Annotated in this window: 20 protein-coding genes; 9 read left to right on the top strand and 11 right to left on the bottom strand. The window is 66.7% G+C overall.

Going from position 1 to position 24890, the window contains the following annotated elements; all coding sequences use genetic code 11:
* Positions 1–15 precede the first annotated feature (15 nt).
* The 6 genes from ACYVD7_RS00930 to lptD form a co-directional block, all read right to left on the bottom strand.
* A complete protein-coding gene (locus ACYVD7_RS00930) occupies positions 16–900 on the bottom strand; it encodes a symmetrical bis(5'-nucleosyl)-tetraphosphatase (RefSeq protein ID WP_460758185.1) in 885 nt (294 codons plus the stop codon).
* Complete coding sequence (gene apaG / locus ACYVD7_RS00925; protein WP_460758183.1) at positions 900–1277, bottom strand: Co2+/Mg2+ efflux protein ApaG; 378 nt, start codon at positions 1275–1277, stop codon at positions 900–902. Before apaG ends, ACYVD7_RS00930 begins: the two co-directional genes overlap by 1 nt.
* A 149-nt stretch (positions 1278–1426) precedes the next feature.
* Entirely contained in the window at positions 1427–2284 is an 858-nt protein-coding gene (gene rsmA, locus ACYVD7_RS00920) for a 16S rRNA (adenine(1518)-N(6)/adenine(1519)-N(6))-dimethyltransferase RsmA (RefSeq protein ID WP_460758181.1), read from the bottom strand.
* Positions 2281–3258: a 4-hydroxythreonine-4-phosphate dehydrogenase PdxA gene (pdxA, locus tag ACYVD7_RS00915; RefSeq protein ID WP_460758180.1), complete on the bottom strand. Its 978-nt coding sequence runs from the start codon at positions 3256–3258 to the stop codon at positions 2281–2283. The genes rsmA and pdxA overlap by 4 nt, the downstream gene beginning before the upstream one ends.
* A gap of 4 nt (positions 3259–3262) precedes the next feature.
* The gene (locus tag ACYVD7_RS00910; RefSeq protein ID WP_460758178.1) at positions 3263–4624 is read right to left on the bottom strand and encodes a peptidylprolyl isomerase; all 1362 of its coding nucleotides are present in this window, start codon (positions 4622–4624) and stop codon (positions 3263–3265) included.
* Positions 4621–7065 (bottom strand): LPS-assembly protein LptD, encoded by a 2445-nt coding sequence (lptD, locus tag ACYVD7_RS00905; RefSeq protein ID WP_460758177.1) that lies wholly within the window; start codon positions 7063–7065, stop codon positions 4621–4623. Before lptD ends, ACYVD7_RS00910 begins: the two co-directional genes overlap by 4 nt.
* A gap of 121 nt (positions 7066–7186) precedes the next feature.
* Here lptD and msrB point away from each other — a divergent pair, with 121 nt between their 5' ends.
* Positions 7187–7633 (top strand): peptide-methionine (R)-S-oxide reductase MsrB, encoded by a 447-nt coding sequence (gene msrB, locus ACYVD7_RS00900; RefSeq protein ID WP_460758175.1) that lies wholly within the window; start codon positions 7187–7189, stop codon positions 7631–7633.
* A 180-nt stretch (positions 7634–7813) separates the two neighbouring features.
* On the opposite strand, the gene ACYVD7_RS00895 is transcribed toward msrB, so the two are convergent.
* The gene (locus tag ACYVD7_RS00895) at positions 7814–9145 is read right to left on the bottom strand and encodes a serine hydrolase domain-containing protein (RefSeq protein WP_460758725.1); all 1332 of its coding nucleotides are present in this window, start codon (positions 9143–9145) and stop codon (positions 7814–7816) included.
* A 109-nt stretch (positions 9146–9254) separates the two neighbouring features.
* On the opposite strand from ACYVD7_RS00895, the gene ACYVD7_RS00890 reads away from it, so the two are divergent.
* Both ACYVD7_RS00890 and ACYVD7_RS00885 read left to right on the top strand, forming a co-directional pair.
* The gene (locus tag ACYVD7_RS00890; RefSeq protein WP_460758174.1) at positions 9255–9851 is read left to right on the top strand and encodes a LemA family protein; all 597 of its coding nucleotides are present in this window, start codon (positions 9255–9257) and stop codon (positions 9849–9851) included.
* 158 nt (positions 9852–10009) lie between these two features.
* Positions 10010–11926, top strand: a complete 1917-nt coding sequence (locus tag ACYVD7_RS00885; protein ID WP_460758172.1) for a M48 family metallopeptidase — start codon at positions 10010–10012, stop codon at positions 11924–11926.
* A gap of 244 nt (positions 11927–12170) precedes the next feature.
* Here ACYVD7_RS00885 and ACYVD7_RS00880 read toward each other — a convergent pair whose 3' ends face one another.
* Entirely contained in the window at positions 12171–13751 is a 1581-nt protein-coding gene (locus ACYVD7_RS00880) for a GMC family oxidoreductase (RefSeq protein ID WP_460758171.1), read from the bottom strand.
* Between the two features lie 155 nt (positions 13752–13906).
* On the opposite strand from ACYVD7_RS00880, the gene ACYVD7_RS00875 reads away from it, so the two are divergent.
* Both ACYVD7_RS00875 and ACYVD7_RS00870 read left to right on the top strand, forming a co-directional pair.
* A complete protein-coding gene (locus tag ACYVD7_RS00875; protein ID WP_460758169.1) occupies positions 13907–15337 on the top strand; it encodes an NTP/NDP exchange transporter in 1431 nt (476 codons plus the stop codon).
* Positions 15338–15528: 191 nt separating this feature from the next.
* The gene (locus tag ACYVD7_RS00870; RefSeq protein ID WP_460758168.1) at positions 15529–15882 is read left to right on the top strand and encodes a DUF1304 domain-containing protein; all 354 of its coding nucleotides are present in this window, start codon (positions 15529–15531) and stop codon (positions 15880–15882) included.
* A 39-nt stretch (positions 15883–15921) separates the two neighbouring features.
* Here ACYVD7_RS00870 and folE read toward each other — a convergent pair whose 3' ends face one another.
* Positions 15922–16548: a GTP cyclohydrolase I gene (folE, locus tag ACYVD7_RS00865; protein WP_460758165.1), complete on the bottom strand. Its 627-nt coding sequence runs from the start codon at positions 16546–16548 to the stop codon at positions 15922–15924.
* Between the two features lie 180 nt (positions 16549–16728).
* On the opposite strand from folE, the gene ACYVD7_RS00860 reads away from it, so the two are divergent.
* Both ACYVD7_RS00860 and ACYVD7_RS00855 read left to right on the top strand, forming a co-directional pair.
* Positions 16729–18261, top strand: coding sequence for an FAD-dependent oxidoreductase (locus tag ACYVD7_RS00860; protein WP_460758164.1), 1533 nt, complete (start codon positions 16729–16731; stop codon positions 18259–18261).
* Between the two features lie 16 nt (positions 18262–18277).
* Positions 18278–19150, top strand: coding sequence for a patatin-like phospholipase family protein (locus tag ACYVD7_RS00855; RefSeq protein ID WP_460758724.1), 873 nt, complete (start codon positions 18278–18280; stop codon positions 19148–19150).
* Between the two features lie 85 nt (positions 19151–19235).
* On the opposite strand, the gene ACYVD7_RS00850 is transcribed toward ACYVD7_RS00855, so the two are convergent.
* Positions 19236–19712, bottom strand: a complete 477-nt coding sequence (locus ACYVD7_RS00850; RefSeq protein WP_460758162.1) for a hotdog fold domain-containing protein — start codon at positions 19710–19712, stop codon at positions 19236–19238.
* A gap of 61 nt (positions 19713–19773) precedes the next feature.
* The gene (locus ACYVD7_RS00845; RefSeq protein ID WP_460758161.1) at positions 19774–22242 is read right to left on the bottom strand and encodes an acyl-CoA dehydrogenase; all 2469 of its coding nucleotides are present in this window, start codon (positions 22240–22242) and stop codon (positions 19774–19776) included.
* A 208-nt stretch (positions 22243–22450) separates the two neighbouring features.
* On the opposite strand from ACYVD7_RS00845, the gene ACYVD7_RS00840 reads away from it, so the two are divergent.
* Together ACYVD7_RS00840 and ACYVD7_RS00835 are read left to right on the top strand one after the other, a co-directional pair.
* Positions 22451–23050, top strand: coding sequence for a TetR/AcrR family transcriptional regulator (locus tag ACYVD7_RS00840; protein WP_460758159.1), 600 nt, complete (start codon positions 22451–22453; stop codon positions 23048–23050).
* A 13-nt stretch (positions 23051–23063) separates the two neighbouring features.
* On the top strand, positions 23064–24863 hold the full coding sequence (locus tag ACYVD7_RS00835; RefSeq protein ID WP_460758157.1) for a phosphoenolpyruvate carboxykinase (GTP): 1800 nt from the start codon (positions 23064–23066) through the stop codon (positions 24861–24863).
* Positions 24864–24890 lie beyond the last annotated feature (27 nt).

The following is a 24890-nucleotide window of genomic DNA, read 5'->3' as shown; positions in this document are numbered from 1 at the left end:
GCCCGCTGGCGCGAACTACGGCGCCGAAGCCGGTCGATGATGCGGCGGCCGTGGCGGTCGCGGCCGCGGCGGATTTGCCGGCACGTCGCGACCGGGGACCTGCACGAGGCGCAGCTCGTCGGTGTCCAGCTGCAACGCGGTCAGCTTGCCGCCCCACACAGCGCCGGTGTCGATTGCATGCACGCCGTGGCCGATGAACAGGCCCAGCGTCGACCAATGCCCGCACACCACTTTCAGGTCGCGTTCGACGCGGCCCGGCACGGCGTACCAGGGATAGAACCCCGGCGGCTGCGTGCCTGGCGCGCCCTTGTCCTCGAACGAGATGCGGCCGCGCGGCGTGCAGTAACGCAGGCGGGTGAAGATGTTGATGATCGCGCGATGGCGGTCCACGCCGGCGAGCTTGGGATGCCATGCGGGCTTGTCGCCGTACATGTTCTTCAGCAGGCGCGCGTACTGGTCGCTATGCAGGCGTTCTTCGACTTCGCGCGCGTGGCGCTGCGCCATCGACGTCGTCCACTTCGGCGCGATGCCGGCGTGCACCATCATCCAGCCCAGCTCGCGGTCGACATGGACCAGGTTGCACGAGCGCAGCCAGCTGATCAGTTCGTCGCGGTCATGCGCGAACAGCACGCCCTGCAGGTCCGGATTGACCTTGCGCTGTTCTTCCTCGCGACGTTCCGCGATCGCCAGCAGCGACAGGTCGTGGTTGCCGAGCACGACGACGCTGTTCGCGCGCAGCGAATGCACCAGTCGCAGCGTCTCGATCGACTGGCCGCCGCGATTGACCAGGTCGCCGCAGAACCACAAACGGTCGCGGGACGGGTCGAAGGCGATCTTGTCCAGCAGTCGCCGGGTCGCGTCGTAGCAGCCTTGCAGGTCGCCGATGGCCCAGACCGTCATCAGTGCAGGGTCCGCGGCACGGTCAGGGTGAAGGCGGGGATCGGCGCGTCGAACTGGGTGCCGTCGTCGGCGAGCATCGAGTAGCGGCCGAACATGGTGCCCAGGTCGGTCTCGAGCACGGCGCCTGAGGTGTACTCGAATCCCTCGCCCGGGCGCAGGTACGGCTGCTTGCCGACGACGCCTTCGCCATCGACTTCCTCGGTCTTGCCGTTGGCGTCGGTGATGGTCCAGTGGCGCGTCAACAGGCGCGCCGGAACGCTGCCGCTGTTGTGGATGCGGATGGTGTAGGCGAAGACGTAGCGGTCCTGCTCCGGCTCGGACTGGTCGTCCAGATAGCGGGTGGCGACGTCCACGTCGATGGCATAAGTGCTTTGCATGGCTTGCAGTTTAGTGCGCGGCGGCGTGATCGCGAAGCGGATTTGGCGTCATCCCGGGCGTAGCGAGGAACCTGTTGTCTGGTCCCGGGCGACAAAGCGTTCGAGTCCGACGTTCATGCGCCGCGGGCGCGGCCTCGACAACCTCGTGTTCACGGGTTGTCGTGGGCCGCCCCCAGCGAATTGGCCAGGCGAATGAAATCGGCGACTTCGATCTGCTCGGCGCGTGCGTCCGGACGGATGCCGGCGGCCTCGATCGCGGCGGCATCGCACAGCTGCGACAGCGCGTTGCGCAGGGTCTTGCGACGCTGCCCGAACGCATCGCGCACCACGGAGGCGAAGCGGACCGGATCGACGATCCCGATCGATGCCGGATCGCGCGGCACCAGTCGCACCACCGCCGAATCCACCTTCGGCGGCGGCCTGAATGCGCCGGGCGGCACGTCGAACAGCGCCGTCACTTCGCAATACGCCTGCAGCATCACGCCCAGGCGGCCGTAGACCTTGCTGCCGGGGCCGGCGGCCATGCGATCGACGACTTCCTTCTGCAGCATGAAGTGCATGTCGATGATCGCGGCAGCATGGTCGAGCGCGTGGAACAGAATCGGCGAGGACAGGTTGTAGGGCAGGTTGCCGACCAGTCGCAGGCGCGCGTTCTCACCGCCATTGTGGGCGAGCGCGCCGAAATCGACGGAAAGCACGTCGCGATGGATGATTTCCAGCGTGCCGTGCGCACGTGCGGCTTCGGTGAGCGGAAAGATCAGGTCGCGATCGAACTCGATGACGGTGAGTTCGCGATGGCGGTCGAGCAGCGGGAAGGTGATCGCACCCTGTCCCGGGCCGATCTCGACCAGCCGTTCGCCGGGTTGCGGATCCACCGCGTGCACGATCATGTCGATGATCCCGCGGTCATGCAGGAAGTGCTGGCCGAGGTGCTTTTTCGCCTCGGCGGAAAAGCCCTTGGAGGATGATCTAGCCGATTCGGTGAAGCGGGGCGTGGATTTGCTCATGCGCGCATTGTGCGGGCAAGGCGCGCCATGCGTGCGCAGGTCGTGGCGGCGGCAATCAGGCTGGAGGCATCGGCGATGCCCCGGCCGGCGAGGTCCAGTGCGGTGCCGTGGTCGACGGCGACACGCGGGTAGGGCAGGCCGAGGGTGAGGTTCACCGCGTGCTCGAAGCCGCTGTACTTGAGTACCGGCAGGCCCTGGTCGTGGTACATCGCGACCACGGCGTCGAAGCCGCGCAGCTTGGCCGGCAGGAAAGCGGTGTCGGCCGGCAGCGGGCCGAAGAGCTGCATGCCTTCGCCGCGAAGCGTGGCGAGCACCGGTTCGATGACGTCGATTTCCTCGCGGCCCAGGTGGCCGGCTTCGCCCGCATGCGGGTTCAGGCCGAGCACGGCGATGGCCGGATCGGCGATGCCGAAATCGCGGCGCAGCGCGGCGTGGGTGATGCGCAACGTAAGCGCGACTGCCTGCGGCGTGATCGCGGCGGCGACATCGCGCAGCGGCAGGTGCGTGGTGACCAGTGCGACGCGGACGATGTCGTTGGCGAGCATCATCACCACGTCGCGTCCGGCGTGCCGGGCGAGCAACTCGGTGGTTCCGGTGTAGGCGATACCGCCTTCGTTGATCGCGGCCTTGTGCACGGGGCCGGTGACCACGCCGTCGAAGCGGCCGTCGATGCAGCCCTGCGCGGCCTGTGTCAGCGCCGCGATCACGGCGGCGGCATTGCGCGGGTCGGGTGCGCCGAAGGTCGGCTGGATCGCGTTCGGGATCGGGACGCAGGCCAGTTGGCCCGCCTGCGTGGTGTCGCCTTCGACCAGCGACAGCGGCAAGCCGAGCGCGTCGGCGGCGGCCTGCAGGCTATGCGGGTCTGCGAATGCGGTAAGGGTGTAGTCGCGCGGCTGCTGGGCGAGCCGCACGCACAGCTCCGGCCCGACGCCGGCCGGTTCGCCCGGGACCAGCGCAAGCCGGATGTCGCTCATGCGGTCAGCCGTTCGGCGGTGTCGTGGGGGCCGGGGCCTGTGCCGGTGCTTCGGCGGGCTTCTCGTCCGTCGGAATGCCGTTGCGCATGTCGAGGACGTAGGCTTCGCCACGGATCTCGCGCAGGTAGCGGTTCCACTCTTCCTCAAGCTTGCGGCGACCGATCGTGTCGCTCACCTGGGCGCGGCGGTTCTTCTCGCCGGAGTCGACCTGGCGGCTGGCCAGGCGTTGGACGATGTGCCAGCCGGCATCGGAGTTGAACGGTGCGGAAACCTGGCCGTCGCTCAGCGCGCTGACCTGGCCACCGAACTGCAGACCGTAGACCGACGGCTCGAACCAGCCCAGATCGCCACCCTTGGCCTGCGAATTGATGTCCTGCGATTCGGCCTTGGCGAGTTCGGCGAAATCGGCGCCGCCAGCGAGGCGCGCAGCGATGGTGTCGATCTTCGCCTTGGCGGCGGCGTCGGACACGGCATCGGCGGTACGGATCAGGATGTGGCGGGCGTGGACTTCGGTGATCATCTGGCCGCTGCCGCCCTGGCTGCTGTCGCGCACTTCCACCAGCTTGACCAGCTGGAAGCCGCTTGAGCCGCGCAGGGGTTGGCTGACCTGGCCCGGCTTCATTTCCCGGATCAAGGTGGCGAAGGCGCCCGGAATCTCATCGATTGCGCGCCATCCCAGATCGCCGCCTTCCAGCGCGTTGGGGCTGTCGGAGTAGCGGACCGCGGCGGCATTGAAATCCATCTCGCCACGTTCCAGCAGGCCCTGAACGCCTTCGATCTTGCGTTGTGCGGTGGTGATCTGCTCAGGCGTCGCGCCTTCGGGCAGGGCGACCAGGATGTGGGCCAGGTGGTACTGCGCGCCGACATTCTTCTGGGCTTCCATCGCGGCATCGACCTCGGCCTCGGTGACCTGGATGCGGCTCTGGGCGAAGCGCTGGCGCATGCGCTGGATCGTCAGTTCCTCACGGATGGAGTCGCGGAACTCGGGGAAGCTGGTGCCGCTCTGCGTGACCTGCTGTCGTAGCTGGTCGAGGCTGACGTGGTTCTGCTGGGCGATGCCGCCGATGGCCTGGTCGACTTCCTGGTCGGTCACGTGAACGCCGGTCTGTTCGGCGCGGGCCATCTGCAGCCTCTGCAGGACCAGTCGCTCCATGACCTGCCGTTCCAGCACGTCAGGCGGCGGTAGCTGGTTTTCCTTGCCGACGTACTGGGCGCGGATGTTGTGGACGGCGCGGTCGAGCTCGCTGCGCAGGACCACGTCCTCGTCCACGATCGCCGCGATGCGGTCGACGGGTTGCAGCTGGGCGAAGGCCGGGGCGCCGGTGAGGCTGGCGGCCAGCAGGAGGCACGCGAACAGATTCTTCATGGAGTCGTGGGGTCGGAAGAGAGGTCGCTGTCGGTCTGGGAGACCGAGGAGGGCGGGACGAGATAGAGGTCGTCGCGGTCGTAGCCGAGGATAGCACGGCGCATTACGCGCCTCGTGTCCTGGCCGGCGGAGCCCAGACCCTTCAGCTCGAACTCGACCTGGAGGGAATTGTTCAGGTCGCCGCTGCGGTTGCGCAGGTAGCGGCGGGCCAGCACGCGCACGGCCAGGCAGCAGCTTTCCCATTGCACGCCGGCCAGTTGTTCCAGCGGCTTATGGTCGAGCAGCGAGTAGTAGTAGCGGCCGACGACGCTCCAGTTGGCGCTGACCGGATACAGGAAGGACAGGTCGGCCTGCTTGAGCAGGTCGGTCCGGTCCAGGGTGTTGCGGCGGTAGCGGTAGCCCAGGTTGACCACGCCGGCATCTCCGATCAGGTAGCGCGCGCGCAGGCTCGCAAGGTCCGTACCGTGATACTTGGGGTCCCACTGGTAGGCGGCGGCGATGTTCCAGCGGTCGCTCGGCGATACGGAGGCTTCGGCCACCCAGGCCGACTTGCCACGCTCTACCTGCAATTCGTTGGGCAACACGACGCGGCTATCTTCGAAATACTTGATCTGCCCCAGGCTCACCGACAGCCGCTCGCGGCCGTCTTCCTGGCCGATGAAGCGGGTGGTGATGGCCGCGGTGAGCTGGTTGGCATCGCTCTGGCGATCGGCGCCGGTGTAGCGGTTGTCGCGGAACAACTGGCCCCAAGTGAAGGTCAGCGGGTTGGTGTCGAACACCGGCAGGCCGTCCTGGTTGCGGAACGGCACATTCAGGTAATACAGGCGTGGTTCGAGCGTCTGCAGGTAGCGGTCGCCGCGGATGGTGGCCTCGCGGTCGAAGTACAGGCCCATGTCGACGCTGGTGATCGGCAGGCTGCGGCTGGGGCTGGCGTCGCTCAGCTGCGTCAGCAATTCGGGCGTCACCGTGCCGCCGTAACGCCGGACATAGTCGTTGGCACGGTCCGTGGGGCTGCCGTCCAGCTGGTAGCCGGTATAGCGCCACGCAAGGCGCGGACGCAGGAACCATGCGGCGCCTTCCAGGTTCATGCCGATGTAGGGCTTGAAGTCGAAACGGCTGCCGGCCGGGACATTGATATCGGGCCCCGCCTGGCGGATGTCGGCGTGCCGGAAACGCGAAGCCTCTGCATCCAGTCCGGCCTCGAACCACTTGCCGAACGGCTGGTCCCAGCTGAAGTAGGCGCGCGGCATGTGGTCGTACTGCAGGTTGCCCTCGGTGAGCGTGTAGTCGGCCAGTTGCTGGTGGTCGGCGACCAGCCCCGCATTCCACCAGCGGCCGCGGCCATACAGGCCGACGCTGCTGCGGATGGCGAAAGCGGAGATGCCATAGAGGCTGTTGCTGAAGTCCTCCATGTAATGCGTGTCGCTGATCCAACCCAGGTTGGCGCGGGCGTACCAGGTCGGATTGAGGGCATGGAACGCCTTCAGCCGCAGCATGCCGCGATCCTTCTCAGGCAGGCTGCCGTTGGGGTAGGACAGATAGCGGTCGGGTTCGTCGCCCGGCAGGTTGTCGTGCGGCATGTAGTTGCCCGACAGCTCACCGCTGCCGTTCTCGTACAGCCAGCGGAATTCGCCGCCCAGCATCGCGCCGCGCTTGGACATGATGCGTGGGTTGAGGGTGGCGTCGTAATTGGGCGCCAGGTTGAGGTAGATCGGCTGGCGGTAGTCGAAGCCGTTACGACCCGACATCGAGATCGCCGGATAGAGCAGGCCGGTGCGGCGACGGTCGTCGATCGGGAACATGAACCACGGCACGTGCAACACGGGCACCTTGCCGATGCGCAGCGTCGCGTTGTGGGCCACGCCCATGCCTTTCTCGGTATCGATGTCGATGCGACGCGCGCGCAGTTCCCAGGCGCGATGGTCGGGATCGCACGTCGAATAGGTGGAGCCTGTCAGCGAGCCCTCCGCCCCGTGCATGTCGATGGCCTTCGCGCCACCGTTGCCGCGGCGACGGGTCAGTTGGTACTGCAGGTCTTCGATGCGGTGGGTGTCCTTGTCCTGATTGCCCGACGCGCGATGTGCGACCACGCGCATGCCCGAATCCTGGTAGCGGACATTGCCTTCGGCGGTGTAGTCGCCGCTCTCACGATTGAAGGTGAGCTTGTCGGTGCCCAGGAACTGGTCGCCGCGACTCAGGGCGACGTTGCCCTGGACGATGGTCTTGTCGTTTTCCTTGTCTTCCAACTGGTCGCCCTGGATCTGTGTGGGCTGGCCGACGCGCGCCTCCGCCGAACCTTCCGGCGCCGGCGCGTCGGTGAAGGTCGGGATGGCGTCGTTGATCGGACACAGCCCCCAGTTTTCGTCGTCATCCCGGGCGTGGGCCGGCAGGGCGAGGGCGATGCACAGCGACAACGGGAGCAGTCGGAGGCTTTGGCGCACGGGGCATCCGTTGGTGGATAGCAAACGGCCGCTAGCTTGCCGCATCCCTTGCATACGGGCAATGCAGAGCCCATCTTGCCGGCATCTGCATTCATCTTCAGCAGTTGCGGGAGGAACCGCCATGTCGAACCTGCCCTCCACTCCGCCGTCGGCGCCGTCGTGCACGATCGAACAGACCGATGAACAGTGGCGTGAACAGCTCAGTCCCGAGCAGTACGCGGTGTGCCGGTGTTCGGCCACCGAGCGCGCGTTCACCGGAAGGTTCTGGAACCACAAGGCGGTCGGCACCTACACCTGCGTGGCGTGCGGAGCCCATCTGTTCGCATCCAACGCGAAGTACGACTCGGGCAGTGGCTGGCCAAGCTACTGGCAGCCGCTGGACGCACAGGCGGTGAGCGAACACGTCGACGAAACCCACGGCATGCGGCGGGTGGAAGTGAAATGCGCCCGCTGTGCTTCGCACCTGGGGCATGTATTTCCCGACGGACCGCGACCGACCGGCCTGCGCTACTGCATCAACTCGGCAGCGCTGGATTTCGTTGCCGAGGATGGCAACAAGGACGAGTAGAGCATTCCCGGAGCAATTGCGCGTCGTTGGCGTCGCGAAGCTTCGCAACGGCGGGCAACAAAAAGGGCGAGCCTTCCGGCCCGCCCTCGTGATTGATGGCATCGATGTGTTTGTCGCCCGGTCCGTGTGTCGCTGGTGCTGCGCCCCCCGATCTGGACGGCGCGGTCCCACGCAGCGAACTCAGCGCGGCGCTGACGTCGCCCGGGTCGTGGTCGTGCCGGCGTCGTTCGGATTCGGATCCTGGCCCTTGACGAACAGCGAGGGTTCCTCGAATTCGGTATCGATCCAGGTACGGTCGCTCAGCCCGATCGCGCGGTCGAGCATCGTTGGCAGCATGCCCGAAGGCGCCGAGCCGTCGCTGTTCCACAGCAGGGCGATGCCGAGGTCCTGTTCGGGCAGCATCGCGACCACGCCGCGATAGCCCTGCACGGCGCCACCGTGGAAGACCAGGCGATGGCCGGCGTAGTCGTACACGCGCCAGCCCAGTGCATAGCCCGCCGAATACAGGCGCTCACGACGCCACGACGAACCACGGATTTCGCTGGGCGTATCGACGAGCGGCTGGTGCAGCGTCGCCAGCAGCGGTGCCGACAGCACGTCGGTGCGGTGGCCCGTGTGCGCGAGCAGCCACTGCGCCATGTCGCTGGCGCTGGCGTTGACGCCGGCGGCCGGCGAGACCTGGTAGTAGCTGGGCTTGGGATACAGGGACAGCCAGCCGTTGCGCGAACGCACGTGCGGGCGCGCCCAGCTCGCGCTCGCGGCGATGCCGGCCAGGCCGACGCTGGCGTCGTTCATGCCCAGCGGACGGAAGATGCGCGACTGCACTTCCTGCCCGTAGTCCATGCCCGTGGCGCCCTGGATCACGTCGCCGATCAGGCTGAAGGCGATGTTCTGGTAGCCGTAGCAGGTGCCCGGCGCGCATTCCATCGGCGCGTACGCCAGCTTCTGCGTCAGCGTGCGGTAATCGACGTTGGCTTCCAGGTCGCGGTCGTAGGCGTTGTGCCTGAGGCCCACGCGGTGACTGAGCACGTCGGCGACGGTGAGCATCTGGGCCGCGTTGGGATCGGCCAGGCGGAAGTCCGGGCGGTACTGGCTGACTTTGGTGTCCCAGCGCAGCGTGCCGTCGTTGACCAGCATGCCGGTCAGGGTGCCCGCGAAGGCCTTGGACAGCGAGGCGAGGCGGAAGACCGTATGCGAGTCCACCGGCGTGGGCGCGGAGGTGTCGGTGATGCCGAAACCGCGCGCCGTGAGGATCCGGCCGTTGTGGACGATGGCCAGTGCCATCCCCGGCACCTTGCCGCTGGACACCAGCTGCTGTGCCATCGCCTCGAACTGGGCGACGTCGAAATTGGAGCCGAGCGGCAGGACGTTTTCCGCGCCGGCGTAGCTGCGGTCGATGGAGCCCGAGCGGGAAACGGCGCTCTGCGGGGTTGCGCCTTCCCAGCGCAGCGGCGTCTGCGCCCCAAGTGCCTGGGTCATCAGGCAGGACATGATCAGTCCGGTTTGCCACATCCTGCGGGACCGGCGGCGGGTGTTGTCTTTCATCGCTCGCAGTGCCTGCGTATGCTGGTAAAACGCGCCTGATCATAGCGCGCAATTTCAAGGGAGTGGGGAAGAAACCATGTTCAGCCTTCTGATTTTGTTGGGTTTGGTGATCGTGTTGGCGTTCTGGGCCATGGGTATCTACAACGGCCTGATCACCGCCAGGAACGCCTTCAAGAATGCCTTTGCCCAGATCGACGTGCAGCTGCAGCGCCGATTCGACCTGATCCCGAACCTGGTGGAAACCGCCAAGGGCTACCTCAAGCACGAGCGCGAGACCCTTGAAGCGGTGATCGCCGCCCGCAGCGCCGCCATGTCGGGCCTGTCGGCCGCCAAGGCCAGCCCGGGGGATCCGGCCGCGATGGCCGAACTGTCCGCCTCGCAGGGCGTGCTCAACGGTGCGCTGGGCCGCCTGCTCGCCGTGGCCGAGGCCTACCCGGACCTCAAGGCCAACCAGAACATGATGCAGCTCACCGAGGAGCTGACCTCGACCGAGAACAAGGTCGCCTTCGCGCGCCAGGCCTTCAACGACAGCGTGATGGGCTACAACAACAAGCGCGAGGTGTTCCCGTCCAGCGTGATCGCCGGCATGTTCAATTTCACCCCGGCGGCGCTGCTGGAGATTCCGGCCGACCAGCAGGCACAGGTCCGCGCCGCACCCAAGGTGCAGTTCTAAGCGGGAATCGGGAATAGGGAACCGCGGCGCGGTTGCGTCCGCGGTTCCACCGTCGGTTGCCGGGCCATCTCTGCCGGGTCACCGATGAGGTCAGGCAACGCGATCGACGCACCTTGCTTCCTGTTCTTCGTTCCCTGCTTCGGGTTCCCCATCACGCCATGAATTTCTTCGAACACCAAGCCGCCGCGCGGCGCAATTCCACGCGCCTGATCATGCTGTTCGCGCTGGCGGTCGCCGGCATCGTGCTCTCGGTGGACCTGGCGGCACTCCTCGCCACCGGTGCCCTGCGCGAAGGCGCCACGCATGCGGGTGGGGTGCTCGCGTTCTTCACCGTGGCGATGCTGGCCGTCATCGGGCTGGGCTCGCTGTACCGCATCGCCACGCTGCGCGGGGGCGGTGAAGCCATCGCGCTACAACTGGGTGGCGTGCCGGTCCCGGAAGCCACCAACGATTTCAACCTGCGCCGCCTGCGCAACGTGGTCGAGGAAATCGCGATCGCTTCCGGCGTGCCGATGCCCAAGCTCTACGTGCTGGAACACGAGGCGGCGATCAATGCCTTCGCCGCGGGGTTCTCGACATCCGATGCGGTGGTCGCGGTGACGCGCGGCGCATTGGAACGGCTCAATCGCGACGAGCTGCAGGGCGTGATCGCGCATGAGTTCAGCCACATCCTCAACGGCGACATGCGCCTGAACATCCGCCTGATCGGCGTGCTGTTCGGCATCCTGATGATCGCGCTGATCGGCAAGAAGATCCTGCAGTACGGGAGTTTCAGCGACAGCGACAGCAAGGGCGCGCTGGCGGTTTTCGCCGCGGCGCTGGTGGCGATGGTGATTGGTTTCGTCGGCCTGTTCTTCGGCCGGTTGATCAAGGCCGGCGTCAGCCGCTCGCGCGAACGGCTCGCCGACGCCTCCGCGGTGCAGTTCACGCGCCAGACCACGGGGCTGGCCGGCGCGCTGAAGAAGATCGGTGGCGTGCATGAAGGCAGCCTGCTGGCGCGCAAGGGTGACGCCGAGGAAGTCAGCCACATGCTGTTCGGCGATGGCGTCGGCTTCAGCGCCATGTTCGCCACGCATCCGCCGTTGCTGGAGCGCATCCAGGCGCTGGAACCGCAATTCCGCAGCGATCAGCTCGAGCGGCTGAAGGCGCAATGGCTGAACGCGCCGCCGGACGGGCTGGACGAGGACGTGCAGCTGGGACTGATCACGCGGAGCGGCCCGCCGCCGTTGCCCGCGACGGACATCCAGCAGGCCGTGACGCCGCCGATGGTGACGGCGCAGGTGGCGCATCCCGGTTCCGACGACTACCGCCGCGCCGATGTGATCGTCGCCAACATGCCCGACGACGTGCGCGCGCTGTGCGCACGCCGCGAAGCCGTGATGCCGCTGCTGCTGGCGCTGCTGCTGGACGAGCGTGCCGAGATCGCCGACCGGCAGGGCGAGGAAATCGCTGCGCGTCTTGGCAAGGTCGTTGCGGTGGAAGTGCGTCGCCTGCACCAGCAGCACATCGCGACGCTGCATCCGATGCTGCGACTGCCGTTGGCGTCGCTGGCATTCCCGGTGCTGCGCCTGCGCCCGCGCCCGGAGCTCGACGTGTTCCTGGATGCGGTCAATGCGGTGGTCTTCGCCGATGGCCAGGTGTCGCTGTTCGAGTATTGCCTGGCACGACTGCTGACGCTGCAGGTGCGCGAATCGTTGGATCCGTCGCGCTATGCGCGTTTCGGTCGCCGGCACCTGGGCGACGTCCGCGGCGAGATTTCGACGCTGCTCGCGGTGGTCGCGCAAAGCGGCAACGCCGATCCTGAAATGGCCCGGCGCGCCTACCTTGCGGGTGTGCAGCGCGTGCTGCCGAACGACGCACTGCCGTACCAGCTGCGCGGCAATGGCGTGCTGGCACTCGACGACGCATGGGTGCCGCTGGATGCGCTGGAGCCGCTGGCGAAGCAGTCGCTGGTCGAGGCGATCACGGCGACGATCGGTTTCGACGGTCGCGTCGACGTGGCCGAGGCGGAGCTGCTGCGCACGATCTGCGGCGTACTGCACTGCCCGCTGCCGCCGATGCTGGGCAAGGCGTAGCGGGCTGCACCCAGGGTGGGCAGTGGTGTGGATCCTTCGACTTCGCGCTGTGCGCTACGCTCAGGATGAGCGGTTGGGTTGTCCGGTAACTCGATCAGTCTGGGCACTCTTCTATGCCGACTCCGCTCATCCTGAGCGAGGCGGAGTCGAAGGACGGATCGCGATAGCGCTTCAGATTGAACAGATCAAGCCGAACGCATCCAGCCGTACGGATCAAACCGAGCCGAACGAATCAACCGGACGATCAAGCCGAGCGGATCAGATCCGATGCCCGCTCCGCGATCATGATCGTCGGCGCGTTGGTGTTGCCACTGACCAGCGTCGGCATCACCGATGCATCGATGACGCGCAGGCCGTCCACGCCGCGTACGCGCAGCTGCGGATCCACTACGGCGGCATCGTCGCTGCCCATGCGGCAAGTGCCCACCGGGTGGTACACGGTTTCGGCCTTGGCGCGGATGAACTCGACCAGCTCGGCATCGCTCAGGTCATTGCGCGCAGGGAAGATCGGCGCGCCGCGATAGGAGTCGAACGCCTTCTGCGCCAGGATCTCGCGCGAGAGCTTGGCGCATTCCAATGTCATCTTCAGGTCGAAACCGTCGGCGTCGCTGAAGTAGTTCGCCTCGATGCGGGGCTTGTCGCCGGCGCTGCCGCTGGCCAGGCTGATGCGTCCGCGGCTGTGCGGTCGCAGGAAGCATGCATGCATCGTGTAGCCATCGCCGGGCGGGCGATTGCGGCCGTGGTTGTCGATCATCGCCGGGATGAAGTGCAGCTGGATGTCGGCGCGCTCGTCCGGGGCGAACTGCGAGCGCAGGAAGGCGCCACCCTCGGCGATGTTGCTGGTGCCGGGACCGATATGGCCGCGCAGGAAGAAATCGAACGCAGTCTTCACCTCGCTCACGCGGTCGTAGCTGACGCGTTGCGAACAGTGCAGCAGGGTGCTCGTATCGAGGTGGTCCTGCAGGTTCTCGCCAACCTGTGGCAGGTCGGCCACGACGTCGATGCCATGCCGACGCAGCTGGTCAGCCGGGCCGATGCCGGACAGCATCAGCAGCTGCGGTGAGTTGATCGCGCCACCCGACAGCAGCACTTCGCGCGAGGCGGCCTGATGGAACGCCTTGCCACCGACGGTATAGGTCACGCCCGTGGCGCGTCCGTTCTCGATCGTGATGCGGTTCGCTTTGGCGCCGGTGATCACGGTGAGGTTGTGTCGCGCCTTTACCGGGTCGAGGTAGGCGACGGCGGAGGAGCAGCGGGCGCCGTTCTTCTGCGTCACCTGGTACTGGCCAAAGCCAACCTGGCTCGGGCCGTTGAAGTCGTCGTTTCGTACATAACCGGCCTGCTGCCCGGCCTCGATGAAGGCGTGGGTGAGCGGGTTGACGTGGCGAAGGTTGGAGACGTACAGCGGCCCCTGGTCGCCGTGCAGCGTGTCGCCGCCGCGTTCATTGCGCTCGCTGCGACGGAAATAGGGCAGCACGCCCTTCCAGTCCCAGCCGGTCGCGCCCTGCGCCGCCCAGTCGTTGTAGTCGCCGGCGACGCCGCGGATGTAACACATCGCGTTGATCGAGCTGGACCCGCCCAGCACCTTGCCGCGCGGCCACCACAGCACCCGGTTGTTGAGCTGGGGCTCGGGGACGGTGCTGTAGTCCCAGTTGATCGCCATGTTGCTGCCGAGCTTGGCCAGGCCCGCGGGCATGTGAATGAAGGGATGCCAGTCACGCGGACCGGCTTCCAGCAGGAGGACCTTGCAGTCCGGGTCTTCGCTCAGGCGGTTGGCCAGCACGCAGCCGGCCGAACCGGCGCCGATGATGATGAAGTCGAACAACGTACTGCCCCGGTTTCCTGACGCTGCGAAGCTATGCCCCAAGACTAGAGCAAATGCTCGTCCAGCGATCCGGCAGCCACTCGCGGTGCTGCGCCGGTCGCGGCGCCGGTCGCCTTGGGCTACCGTGCGCAGATCCCAACCCGCAGGAACCGCGGATGACCCGCCCCGTGGACACCGTGCCGGATTACCCGAGTGAAGCCGCCATCCATTCGAGCGAGAAGCGCGCCGTCGCCATCTCCTTCGTCTACTTCTTCTGCGTGCTGGCCGCCTACTACATCCTGCGTCCGGTGCGGGAGCAGCTGTTCTCGGCGGTCGGCGGGTCCACCCACCAGACCTGGTTCTACGCGACGGTATTCGCGACGACGCTGGTGCTGACACCGTTGTTCGCGGCACTGGCGGCGCGCTATCCGCGACGCATCGTCGTGCCATTGGTGTACGTGTTCTTCATCGCCTGCCTGTTCGCGTTCATACCGTTCTTCACTTTCCAGGGGTTGATCGCGCCGTACGTGCTCGGGGTGGTTTTCTTCGTCTGGGTCAGCGTATTCAACCTGTTCGTGGTCGCGGTGTTCTGGAGCTTCATGGTGGACATCTGGGACGAAGCCCAGGCGCGGCGACTGTTCCCGATCATCGCGCTGGGTGGAACCGCCGGCGCAGTGGCAGGCCCGGCGATCACCCAGGTGCTGGTGTCCCGGATCGGGGTGGCGTCGTTGCTGGTTGTTTCGGCGACGCTGCTGGTGGTGGCGGCATCCTGCGCGGTGCTGCTGGGGCGCTGGGCCCGCGTCCATGGGGCGCGCCGCTTCGAGGTCGGGCACGAATCGGCAGTGGGCGGCAGCATGTGGGAGGGACTCAAGCAGGTCTTCGCCAATCCCTTCGTGCGCAGCATGTCGTTGCTGCTCCTGCTGGGCGACGGCATCGGTACCGTCAACTACGCACTGGTCGCCGACTACGCACGCGACGCCTACGTCGATGCCATAGCACGCACCCGCTTCTTCGGTGGCCTGGACATGGCCACCAACCTGTTGCAGGTGGCGTTGCAACTCACGCTCACCCGCTGGCTGCTGCCGCGCTACGGCGCCGGCGCGCTGATCGCGACCTGGGGCGCCGGCGTGATGGTGGTGCTGGGGCTTGCGGCTTTCGTCGCCGATCCGCACGCGGCCATCAGCGGTGTGCCGGCGGCGCGGGTCGCGCAACTCGTGGGTGGCATCCACGGCAGCGGATGGCTCGCGGACCTGGCGCGGTCGATGACCGAACTGGTACTGGTGATGCCGTGGGTCGCGCTGGCATTGGTGGTCAGCCGCGCGATGGCCTACGGACTGATGGGGCCGGCGCGGGAGAGCCTGTTCTCGCTGGTGCCGCGCAGCCTGCGTTACAAGGGCAAGAACGCCGTCGATACGGCGGTATGGCGTTTCGGCGACCTGTCGGTGTCCTCGATCATGGACGGCTTGCGCGCGATGGGCGCCGGCGTATCCGGCTTTGCCCTGATGGCGGCCTGTTCGGGCGCCGTCGCCAGCGTGGTCGGCTGGCGGCTGTCGCGCCGTGCCCGCGACGACTACGCCATGCCCGATTACCAGGTGGGAAGCGTGTGAGCAGGATTCAGCAAGCTGCGCGGACCGCTTTGCCGCCGCGCATGTGCTCCAAGGTCGGCTTCATGACGCTTGGCATCGGCATCGTGCGCCAGTGAGATATGGACGGTGCACGACTTACCGGTGGTGCGATGGCTGGAATGCGCACGCTCCACTCAACGCGTCGCAACTGATTCAACTCCACGGAGAACCGCATGTCCATCGCTGCCATTTTTCTGATCGTCGTGGTTGCCCTGCTGCACTTCTATTTCCTCGTGCTCGAGATGTTCCTGTGGACCCGGCCCATGGGATTGAAGGTGTTCCGCCAATCCGCCGAAAAGGCCGAGCAGTCGAAGGCGCTCGCCGCCAACCAGGGTCTCTACAACGGCTTCCTTGCCGCGGGCCTGCTGTATGGCGTTGCCACCGGCTCGCGCGAGTTTGCGCTGTTCTTCCTCGACTGTGTCGTAGTCGCCGGCGCGTATGGCGCGGCGACGGTCAACAAGCGGATTTTCTTCGTGCAGGCGGTGCCGGCGTTGCTGGCGATTGGTGCGGTGATTGGTCTGGGGTGAGCGGTTGCTGATGTTGCCGGATCAGACCGGCGGACAACGTCAGGCCGACAACGCCGCGAGGATGTCGCCGCGCCAGGGGTCCTGTTCAAACTGCCCCAGCATGCGCCGGGTCACCATTGCGACACCGTGCATGCCGATCCCGCGTGACGAAATACATTCGTGCGTGGCCTGGATGACCACCGCGACACCGCGCGGTCGCAGGACGCGATGCAGCGTGTCGGCGATTTCGGCGGTCAGGCGTTCCTGGATCTGCAGGCGCCGCGCATAGGCGTCCACCAGGCGCGCGAGCTTGGAGATGCCGACGACGCGCTCGCCGGGAAGATAGGCGACATGCGCGACGCCGCGGATCGCGGCCATGTGGTGCTCGCACACCGAACGCACGGGAATGTCGCGGAGCACCACGACATCGTCGTAACCGGCGCGGTCGAACGTGCGACCGAGGATCTGCTCCGGATCGAGCGCGTACCCGCCAAACCATTCTTCATACGCGCGCACCACGCGCGCCGGCGTGTCCGCCAGCCCCTCGCGTGCCGGCCGGTCGCCGGCCCATCGGATCAGCGTGCGTACGGCGGCCTCGGCTTCCAGGCGGGTGGGGCGCACACTGTCGGTCGCGGTATCTGGCGCGGACGGTGTGATTTCGCCGGTGGGCAGGCGGGCGTCGAGCATGGCGTGACCTCAAGGAGGGAGATACCCATGCAGATGCAGCAGCACGCGCGAGGTTCCCGCGCGCCATCCGGTTCGCGCGGGAACCCGCCAACGCCTGCCGCATCCAATCCGTGCGTGCAGTGATCCTGTGGCACGCGAAAATCCGGTCGCACGCGGAAGTCCAGTCGAAGGAGACGCGCCATGGCACACGACGACACCACACCTGCAGGTCTCGACCTTGCCAAAGGCGTGCCGTTGGCCAGCATCCCGCTCGACGGCGTGCTCGCCGGCCACGTCGATGGCGCGCCGGTCCTGCTGGCGCGACTGGAGGACGGTATTCATGCGGTCGGCGGCGCCTGCACCCACTACGGCGCGCCGCTGGCCGATGGTCTGGTAGCGGATGGAGAAATCCGCTGCCCGTGGCATCACGCGTGTTTCAGTCTTCGCACGGGCGCCGCGCTGCGCGCGCCTGCATTCGCGTCGCTGCCGACGTGGCGTACCGAGATCGTCGGCGATCTCGTGTTCGTACGCACGCAGGACGCGGCCACGCAGTTGTCGCCACCGCATCCGCGCATCCGGCCAGAACGCATCGTGATCATCGGCGGCGGCGCCGCTGGATTCGCGGCGGCGGAACGATTGCGTGGGATGGGATTCACCGGCGCGTTGTCGATGCTGAGCGCCGACAGCGCAGCGCCCTGCGATCGGCCCAACCTGTCCAAGGACTACCTGGCTGGCACCGCGCCGGAAGACTGGATTCCGCTGCAAGGCGCGGAGTTCTATGCGGAGCGCGACATCGACCTGCGGCTGGATTTCGAGGTCACCGCGATAGATGCCGGCGCACGACAGGTGCTCACCGGTTCCGGCGAGCGCTTCGCGTATGACGCCCTGCTCATCGCCACCGGCGCGGAGCCGCGCCGATTGCCCGTCCCGGGATTCGATCTGCCCAACGTGTTCACGCTGCGCTCGCTGGCGGATGCGCGCGCGATCATCGCGGCGTGCACCGGCGCGAAGTCGGTCGCCTTCATCGGCGCCGGCTTCATCGGCTTGGAAGCCGCCGGCGCCCTGCGCACGCGAGGCCTTGACGTGCATGTGGTGGCGCCCGAGGAAGTGCCGATGGAGCGCGCGCTCGGACGCGACGTTGGCAGCTTCATCACCGGCCTGCACAAGGCGCAGGGCGTGGTGTTCCACCTCCGCTCGGTCGCGAAAGACTTCGACGGACGCGTGCTCACATTGGAGGGCGGCGCCAGGGTGCCGGCCGATCTGGTGGTCGTGGGGGCCGGTGTTTCGCCACGAACGCAGCTGGCGGTTGCTGCAGGACTGGCCGTGGACGACGGCATCCTGGTCGATGCGCAGCTGCAGACGTCGGTCGCCGGCATCTACGCCGCCGGTGATGTCGCGCGCTATCGACATGGCGCGGACCTGGTCCGGGTCGAACACTGGGTGCACGCACAACGACAAGGCCAGACCGCGGCGATGAATATGCTCGGTGGCGAGGAGCCGTTCTCCGACGTGCCGTTCTTCTGGACCCACCACCACGGCCTCGACGTGCGCTGCACCGGCATCGCAAACAACTGGGACGAAATCCGCATCGACGGCGCGCTGCCGCAACGTGACTTCACCGCCCGGTATTTCCGCGCCGGGAAACTCGTCGCCGCGACATCCGTCGGGCGTGATCTGGAAAACCTGGCCATCGAGGCCGAGTTGCAGGGGCTGACAGCGCGCGCGTGCGCGTGAGTCGGCATTGCCTGCCATGAACCAGCCTTCCTGCGGGAAAACCGCGTTCGTTCTGGCCGGTGGTGGCAGTCTTGGCGCCGTGCAGGTCGGCATGCTCAAGGCATTGTCGCGGCAGGGCATCACGCCGGACCTGGTCGTCGGGGCCTCGGTGGGCGCCATCAATGGCGCCTACTACGCGGCCGCGCCCGACGAAGACGGCCTCGCGCGGCTTGAACGCATCTGGCTGGGATTGCGCAGCGCGGACATCTTCCCGTTCTCGATGCTCGGTACGGCGCTGTGCCTGCTCGGCAGGCGTGATCACCTTGCGCTTCCCCGCCAGTTGCGCGCGCTCATCGAGTCGGAACTTCCGTACCGCCGGCTGGAGGAGGCGCGCGTGCCCTGTCATGTCATCGCGACCGACGTGCTCGATGGCACGGAAGTCACGCTGTCTTCGGGGGACGTCGTACTGGCGTTGCTGGCCAGCGCGGCCATTCCGGCGGTCTTTCCGTCGGTGGCGATCGCGGACCGGCCGCTGATGGACGGCGGCATCGCCAGCAATACGCCGATCTCGGCGGCGTTTTCCCTCGGCGCAACGCGGGTGATCGTGCTGCCGACCGGACTGCCCTGCGCCCTTGGGGAGCCGCCGCGCGGCGCGGTGGCCATCGCGCTGCATGAGCTGAACCTGCTGGCGATGCGCCAGTTGCTTGCGGACGTCGATCGATTCTCCGCGCGCTGCGAGTTGATTGTCGTACCGCCGCTGTGTCCGCTGACCACCCACACTTACGACTTCTCGCAAACGCAGGCACTGATCCATCGTGCGGAGGCGGCCACGCGGGCCTGGCTGGAGGCTGGCGTGCAGAACGAGGACCCTCGCTGGGCGCTGCTGCCGCATCGCCATCGCGCGCATTGAGTGCGATGGCGAGTGTCATCGGCGCCGGCGCCGTGGATGGTCGCAACGCCCCCCGAATCATCGGCGCCATGCGCGCACGAACGAACTATCCGCGCGCGCCCTTCGGCGACAGCCACATCGCGATGCGGGCGCGGAAGACCTCGTCGCCCTGGCGATCGCGTACGGAGACGGTGACGGGCAGGTCGTAGCCCGTGGTCGATTCGACGATGGGGATATCCGGTGTCGCTACCGCGTGCATGGTGCCGCGCGCTTTCTTCAGGTACTCGACGGTCATGCCCTTGGGTATCCAGCGCATCGACGATGGCAGTGATGCTTCGGTCATCACGCCCGCGCTGATTTCGGCCAGGTTGCACAGTGCGATCGCGTGCACCGTGCCGATGTGGTTGTGGACACGACGGCGGTCCTTGATCTCGACTTCGCAACGACCGGGCTCCAGCGCGCTGAAACGCGGCGCGATGGTGGCGAAGTAGGGTGCCCGGAAACACACCGCACGCGCGAACAGCCAGCGGCCACCGGGCCAGCGGGTGAAGCGTCGGTACAGCGAAAGCACGGAAGCGGCCATGCGCGGACTCCGGAAATGAAGACGGCGGGTCCAGCCCGCCGTCGTTGTCATCGAGATGCGATCAGGCCGCAGCGCGGTTGCCGATGCTTTCGCGTCGATAACCCGCCGAGCGCAGCTCTTCGGTATCGAAGTCGTCGACGCTGATCGCGTCGATGGTCATCTCGCGCAGCTCTTCCAGCTGCTTGCGCTCGTCGGCGGTGATCCAGCCTTCGCGCACGCCTTCGTCCAGCTGCGAAGCGAAATCCAGCGCTTCGATGTCGCTGTTCTTCAGCGCCTTGAGGAACTTGCGCTCCACCGGCTCGGCGAGGATGACCTTCGGCAGGTAGCTGTTGATGCGGCCCGCCGGGTTGTTGGCGCACGGCGTGATGAAGGTGCCGACGGCGAGACGGTCGCGCGCTTCGTTGGGCGACATGAGCAGCGATGCGACCTTGTGGCCCAGGCGATCGCTCGGTGGCTGCGCACGGCGGCCCAGCGGGAACACCAGCAGCCACAGCAGCCAGCCGATCGGACGGATCGGGAAATTGCGCAGCGCGCCGGAGAACGCGGTCTCGATCTTGTTGATCGCGTCGTGGAAGGCGTAGGCCAGCAGCGGCTGGTCGGACGCGGGGCAGCCCTGGTCCTGGTAGCGCTTGAGCATCGCGCTGGTGATGTAGAGCTGGCTGAGCACGTCGCCCAGGCGCCCCGACAGCGATTCCTTGAACTTCAACTTGCCGCCGAGCAGCAGCATGGAGGTGTCGGCCATCAGCGCCAGCGCCGCGGAGTAGCGGTTGAGCTTGCGGTAGAAGCGGCGCGTGTAGGCGTCGCCCGGCGCGCTGCCGATCTTCGCGAAGGTGAGGCCGTACCACCAGCTGCGCACCGCGTTGGAGAAGGCGAAGCCGATGTGGCCGAACAGGTTCCTGTCGAACTCGGTCAGGCGCTCGTTGGCGTCGGGCAGGCTGGCGGCCTTCATTTCCTTCAATACCCACGGATGGCACAGGATCGCGCCCTGGCCGAAGATCATCAGCGAGCGCGTCATGATGTTCGCGCCTTCCACCGTGATCGCGATGGGCGACGCCTGCCAGCCGCGGCCGAGATAATTCTTCGGGCCAAGGATGATCCCCTTGCCGCCGTGGATGTCCATGGCATCCATCGCGGCCTGGCGGCCCATTTCGGTGCAGTGGTACTTGGAGATGGTGGACGGCACCGCGGGCAGTTCGCCGCGCGAGACGGCAGCGGCGGAGGCCTCGGCGAGCGCGCTGGTGGCGTAGGCATTGCCGGCGATCCGCGCGAGGGCCTCTTCCACGCCTTCGAAGCGACCGACCGACAGCCCGAACTGCTTGCGGATGCGGGCATAGGCGCCCGTCACGATCGCCGCCATCTTCGCGCCGCCGCTGGCGGTGGAGGGCAGGGTGATCGAACGACCGATCGACAGGCACTCGACCAGCATCTGCCAACCCTTGCCGGCGTAGGCTTCGCCACCGATCAGCTGGCTGAGCGGGATGAAGACTTCCTTGCCGTGGATCGGACCATTCTGGAACGGCGAGTTGAGCGCGAAGTGGCGACGGCCGATCTCCACGCCGGCGGTGTCGCGCGGCAGCAGGCCCAGGGTGATGCCGATGTCACGCTTGTCGCCGAGCAGTCCGTCCGGGTCGTACATGCGGAACGCGAGGCCGATCAGCGTCGCGACCGGCGCCAGCGTGATGTAGCGCTTGTCGAAGGTCAGCTTCACGCCGACCACGCGCGCACCGTTCCAGTCGCCCATCGCGACGATGCCGTAGTCCGGAATCGATGTTGCATCCGAACCCGCCCACGGGCCGGTCAGGCCGAAGCACGGCACTTCGCGGCCGTCTGCCAGGCGCGGCAGGTAATAGTCCTTCTGTTCCTTGGTGCCGTAGTGCATCAGCAACTCGGCCGGGCCGAGCGAGTTGGGCACGCCGACGGTGGAGCTGAGCACGGTGGAGACCGTCGCCAGCTTCTGGATCACCTTGTGGTTGCCCAGCGCAGTGAAGCCCAGTCCGCCGTATTCCTTCGGCACGATCATGCCGAAGAACTTGTTGCGCTTGATGTAATCCCAGATTTCCGGCGTCAGGTCGGCGTTGACGTGGGTGATTTCCCAATCGTTGGTCATGCGGCACAACTCTTCGACCGGGCCGTCGATGAAGGCCTGCTCGTCAGCGCGCAGCTCGGGCCTGGGCTGGTCGAACAGCACCTGCCAGTCGGGCTTGCCGGAGAACAGTTGGCCTTCCCAACCGACCGTGCCGGCTTCCAGCGCCACGCGCTCGGTTTCCGACAGCGGCGGCAGGATCTTCGTATAGAACTTGAGCAGCGGCGCGGTGATGTAGGGCAGGCGGATCTGCGGCACCAGCAGGGGCACCGAGACCAGCGCCGCGAAGACGGTGGCGATGATCGTGGCGGTGATGTTGGCCCCCGCGATCAGGCACAGCACGAGGGCGCTCATGCTGGCGGCGACCCATACGGGCATGCGCAGGCGATGGTAGGCACTGAAGGCGCCGACCAGCAGCAGGGCGAGGAAGGGAAGGGCGATGCTCATCGAAAGGCTCCGACGCGACGTGGCGTTGACGGGCAGTGAGTAGGGTTCACGTCAGGCGCCCCTGTCGGCGATGGGGATTCAAACGCCGGCATGAAACGCTTAACATACGGCCGAGTATGGTTCTCCATCCGGAGCCCTGTCAACCGCCGGACGACATCCGGCCGACTGCGTACTGCCGCAGTCGCTACCGTATGGTTACACTACGCCCATGACGACCACCGCCGCCAAGCAAGACTCCGCCAAGGAGCGCACCGGGCGCCTCAGCGCCGACGACTGGGCTTCCGCCGCCCTTGACCTGATCGCCGAGCAGGGGGTCTCCGCTGTTGCGGTCGAACCACTCGCGCGCCGGCTCGGGGTGACCAAGGGCAGCTTCTACTGGCACTTCCCGTCGCGCGAAGCCTTGCTGGTCGCCGCACTGGAGCGTTGGGAGAAGATGGAGCAGGACATGCTCTTCGGCGAACTCGAACCCATCGCCGATCCGCGCGCACGCCTGCGTGCGCTGTTCACGCTCGTCGCGCACGAATACAAGTCGCACGTCGTCTATTCCGAACTGATCAAGGCGATGGACCACCCGGCCGTGCAGCCGGTGATCGGTCGCGTCTCCGAACGCCGCCTGGATTACCTGACCGCGTCGTTCCGACAGGCTGGCCTGGCTCGCACCGACGCACGCCATCGTGCGCAGCTGCTGTATTCGGCTTACGTCGGCTTCCTGCAGCTCAACCTGCAGCTGCACCAGACGCGCATGCAGCACGAAGAATTCGAGGCCTATGTCGAGCACATGGCCGCCACGCTGATTCCCAATCCGTAGGACGTTTTTCCTGATGAACAACCTGTCGCAGACCGCTCCGGCGCCCGTCGCCGGTGGTAGCAAACTTGCCGCCCTGAACGATTGGGTGGCGCAGGTCGCCGCACTGACGAAGCCCGATGCCATCCACTGGTGCGATGGCAGCGATGCGGAGAACGACGCGCTCGTCGCGAAGATGCAAGCCGACGGCACGCTGATCAAGCTCAACGAGCAGACGCATCCCAACAGCTACCTGCACCGCTCGCACCCGGACGACGTCGCCCGCGTCGAGCACCTGACCTTCGTATGCACGCCCGTGCCGGACGATGCTGGTCCGAACAACCACTGGATGTCGCCCGCGGACGGCCACGCCAAGATGGACGCGCTGTTTGACGGCTGCATGACCGGCCGCACCATGCACGTGATCCCGTACTGCATGGGCCCGATCGATTCGCCGCTGTCGCGTTGCGGCGTGGAGATCACCGATTCGCCGTACGTCGTCGCCAACATGCGCATCATGACGCGCATGGGCGCACCGGCGCTGGCGCGCATCGAGCGCGAAGGTTCCTTTGTGAAGGGCCTGCACTCGATCGGCGAACTGAACCCCGATCGCCGCTTCATCATGCATTTCCCGGAAGAACTGACGATCAAGTCGTTCGGCTCCGGCTACGGCGGCAACGCGCTGCTGGGCAAGAAGTGCCACGCGCTGCGCATCGCCTCGCACCAGGCGCGCTCGGAAGGCTGGCTGGCCGAGCACATGCTGATCCTGGGCATCGAGAATCCGCAGGGCGAAACCCATTACATCGCCGCCGCTTTCCCGTCGGCGTGCGGCAAGACCAACCTGGCAATGCTCATCCCGCCGGAGGGCTATCGCAACGCCGGCTGGAAGGTCTGGACGATCGGCGACGACATCTGCTGGATGCGCCCCGGTGCCGACGGCCGCCTGTACGCGATCAATCCGGAAGCCGGTTTCTTCGGCGTCGCTCCGGGCACCAGCGACAAGTCCAACCCGAACGCGCTGGCCAGCATCAAGAAGAACACCATCTTCACCAACGTGGGCGTCACGGCCGACAACCAGCCGTGGTGGGAGGGTCTTGGTGTCGGCGAGCCCGCCATTGACTGGCGCGGAAATGACTACGATTTCAACAAGGATTCCAACAAGGGCCCGGCTGCGCACCCCAATTCCCGCTTCACCGTGAGCGCGAAGCAGTGCCCGTCGTACTCGGCCAAGGCCGAGGATGCGCAGGGCGTGCCGATCAGCGCGATTGTTTTCGGTGGCCGCCGTGCGTCGCTGGTGCCGCTGGTGTTCGAAGCTCGCGACTGGACCCACGGCGTGCTGGTTGGCGCCGCGATGGGCTCGGAAACCACCGCCGCCGCTACCGGCGCGGTCGGCGTGATGCGTCGCGATCCGATGGCAATGAAGCCGTTCTGCGGCTACAACTTCGCCGACTATTTCGGCCACTGGCTCTCGTTCGATACCGACGGCGCGAAGCTGCCGAAGATCTTCCACGTCAACTGGTTCCGCAAGGGCGACGACGGCAAGTTCCTGTGGCCGGGCTTCGGCGACAACCTGCGTGTGCTGGAGTGGATGATCGGTCGCGTGAAGGGCGAAGCCGGCGCGGTGGAAACCCCGATCGGCGCACTGCCGGCGCAGGGTGCACTCAACCTCGATGGCGTGAGCCTGAGCGAGGAAGGCGAGGCCAAGCTGTTCGGCTTCGACCAGGCCGGCTGGAAGGCTGAATTCGCCAGCATCGGCGAATACCTGGATGAATACGGTCCGCGCATGCCGCAGGCCCTGAAGGACGAGCAGCAGCGCATCGCGAGCGTGCTGGGCTGACGACGTGCTGTCGGCGTCGGCTCATCC

The organism is Lysobacter fragariae (assembly GCF_054779775.1).
The sequence above is the reverse complement of the archived record's forward strand: the minus strand, read 5'-3'. Positions and strand labels throughout refer to the sequence as shown.

Excerpts from the sequence above, each read along its gene's own strand:
- ACYVD7_RS00845 (WP_460758161.1), bottom strand. The coding sequence starts at position 22,242 with ATGAGCATCGCCCTTCCCTTCCTCGCCCTGCTGCTGGTCGGCGCCTTC.
- pdxA (WP_460758180.1), bottom strand. The coding sequence starts at position 3,258 with ATGAGCGACATCCGGCTTGCGCTGGTCCCGGGCGAACCGGCCGGCGTC.
- ACYVD7_RS00875 (WP_460758169.1), top strand. The coding sequence starts at position 13,907 with ATGACCCGCCCCGTGGACACCGTGCCGGATTACCCGAGTGAAGCCGCC.
- ACYVD7_RS00870 (WP_460758168.1), top strand. The coding sequence starts at position 15,529 with ATGTCCATCGCTGCCATTTTTCTGATCGTCGTGGTTGCCCTGCTGCAC.
- ACYVD7_RS00890 (WP_460758174.1), top strand. The coding sequence starts at position 9,255 with ATGTTCAGCCTTCTGATTTTGTTGGGTTTGGTGATCGTGTTGGCGTTC.
- rsmA (WP_460758181.1), bottom strand. The coding sequence starts at position 2,284 with ATGAGCAAATCCACGCCCCGCTTCACCGAATCGGCTAGATCATCCTCC.
- apaG (WP_460758183.1), bottom strand. The coding sequence starts at position 1,277 with ATGCAAAGCACTTATGCCATCGACGTGGACGTCGCCACCCGCTATCTG.
- ACYVD7_RS00885 (WP_460758172.1), top strand. The coding sequence starts at position 10,010 with ATGAATTTCTTCGAACACCAAGCCGCCGCGCGGCGCAATTCCACGCGC.
- ACYVD7_RS00835 (WP_460758157.1), top strand. The coding sequence starts at position 23,064 with ATGAACAACCTGTCGCAGACCGCTCCGGCGCCCGTCGCCGGTGGTAGC.
- folE (WP_460758165.1), bottom strand. The coding sequence starts at position 16,548 with ATGCTCGACGCCCGCCTGCCCACCGGCGAAATCACACCGTCCGCGCCA.
- ACYVD7_RS00910 (WP_460758178.1), bottom strand. The coding sequence starts at position 4,624 with ATGAAGAATCTGTTCGCGTGCCTCCTGCTGGCCGCCAGCCTCACCGGC.
- ACYVD7_RS00855 (WP_460758724.1), top strand. The coding sequence starts at position 18,278 with ATGAACCAGCCTTCCTGCGGGAAAACCGCGTTCGTTCTGGCCGGTGGT.
- ACYVD7_RS00860 (WP_460758164.1), top strand. The coding sequence starts at position 16,729 with ATGGCACACGACGACACCACACCTGCAGGTCTCGACCTTGCCAAAGGC.
- msrB (WP_460758175.1), top strand. The coding sequence starts at position 7,187 with ATGTCGAACCTGCCCTCCACTCCGCCGTCGGCGCCGTCGTGCACGATC.
- ACYVD7_RS00895 (WP_460758725.1), bottom strand. The coding sequence starts at position 9,145 with ATGTGGCAAACCGGACTGATCATGTCCTGCCTGATGACCCAGGCACTT.
- ACYVD7_RS00930 (WP_460758185.1), bottom strand. The coding sequence starts at position 900 with ATGACGGTCTGGGCCATCGGCGACCTGCAAGGCTGCTACGACGCGACC.
- ACYVD7_RS00840 (WP_460758159.1), top strand. The coding sequence starts at position 22,451 with ATGACGACCACCGCCGCCAAGCAAGACTCCGCCAAGGAGCGCACCGGG.
- ACYVD7_RS00850 (WP_460758162.1), bottom strand. The coding sequence starts at position 19,712 with ATGGCCGCTTCCGTGCTTTCGCTGTACCGACGCTTCACCCGCTGGCCC.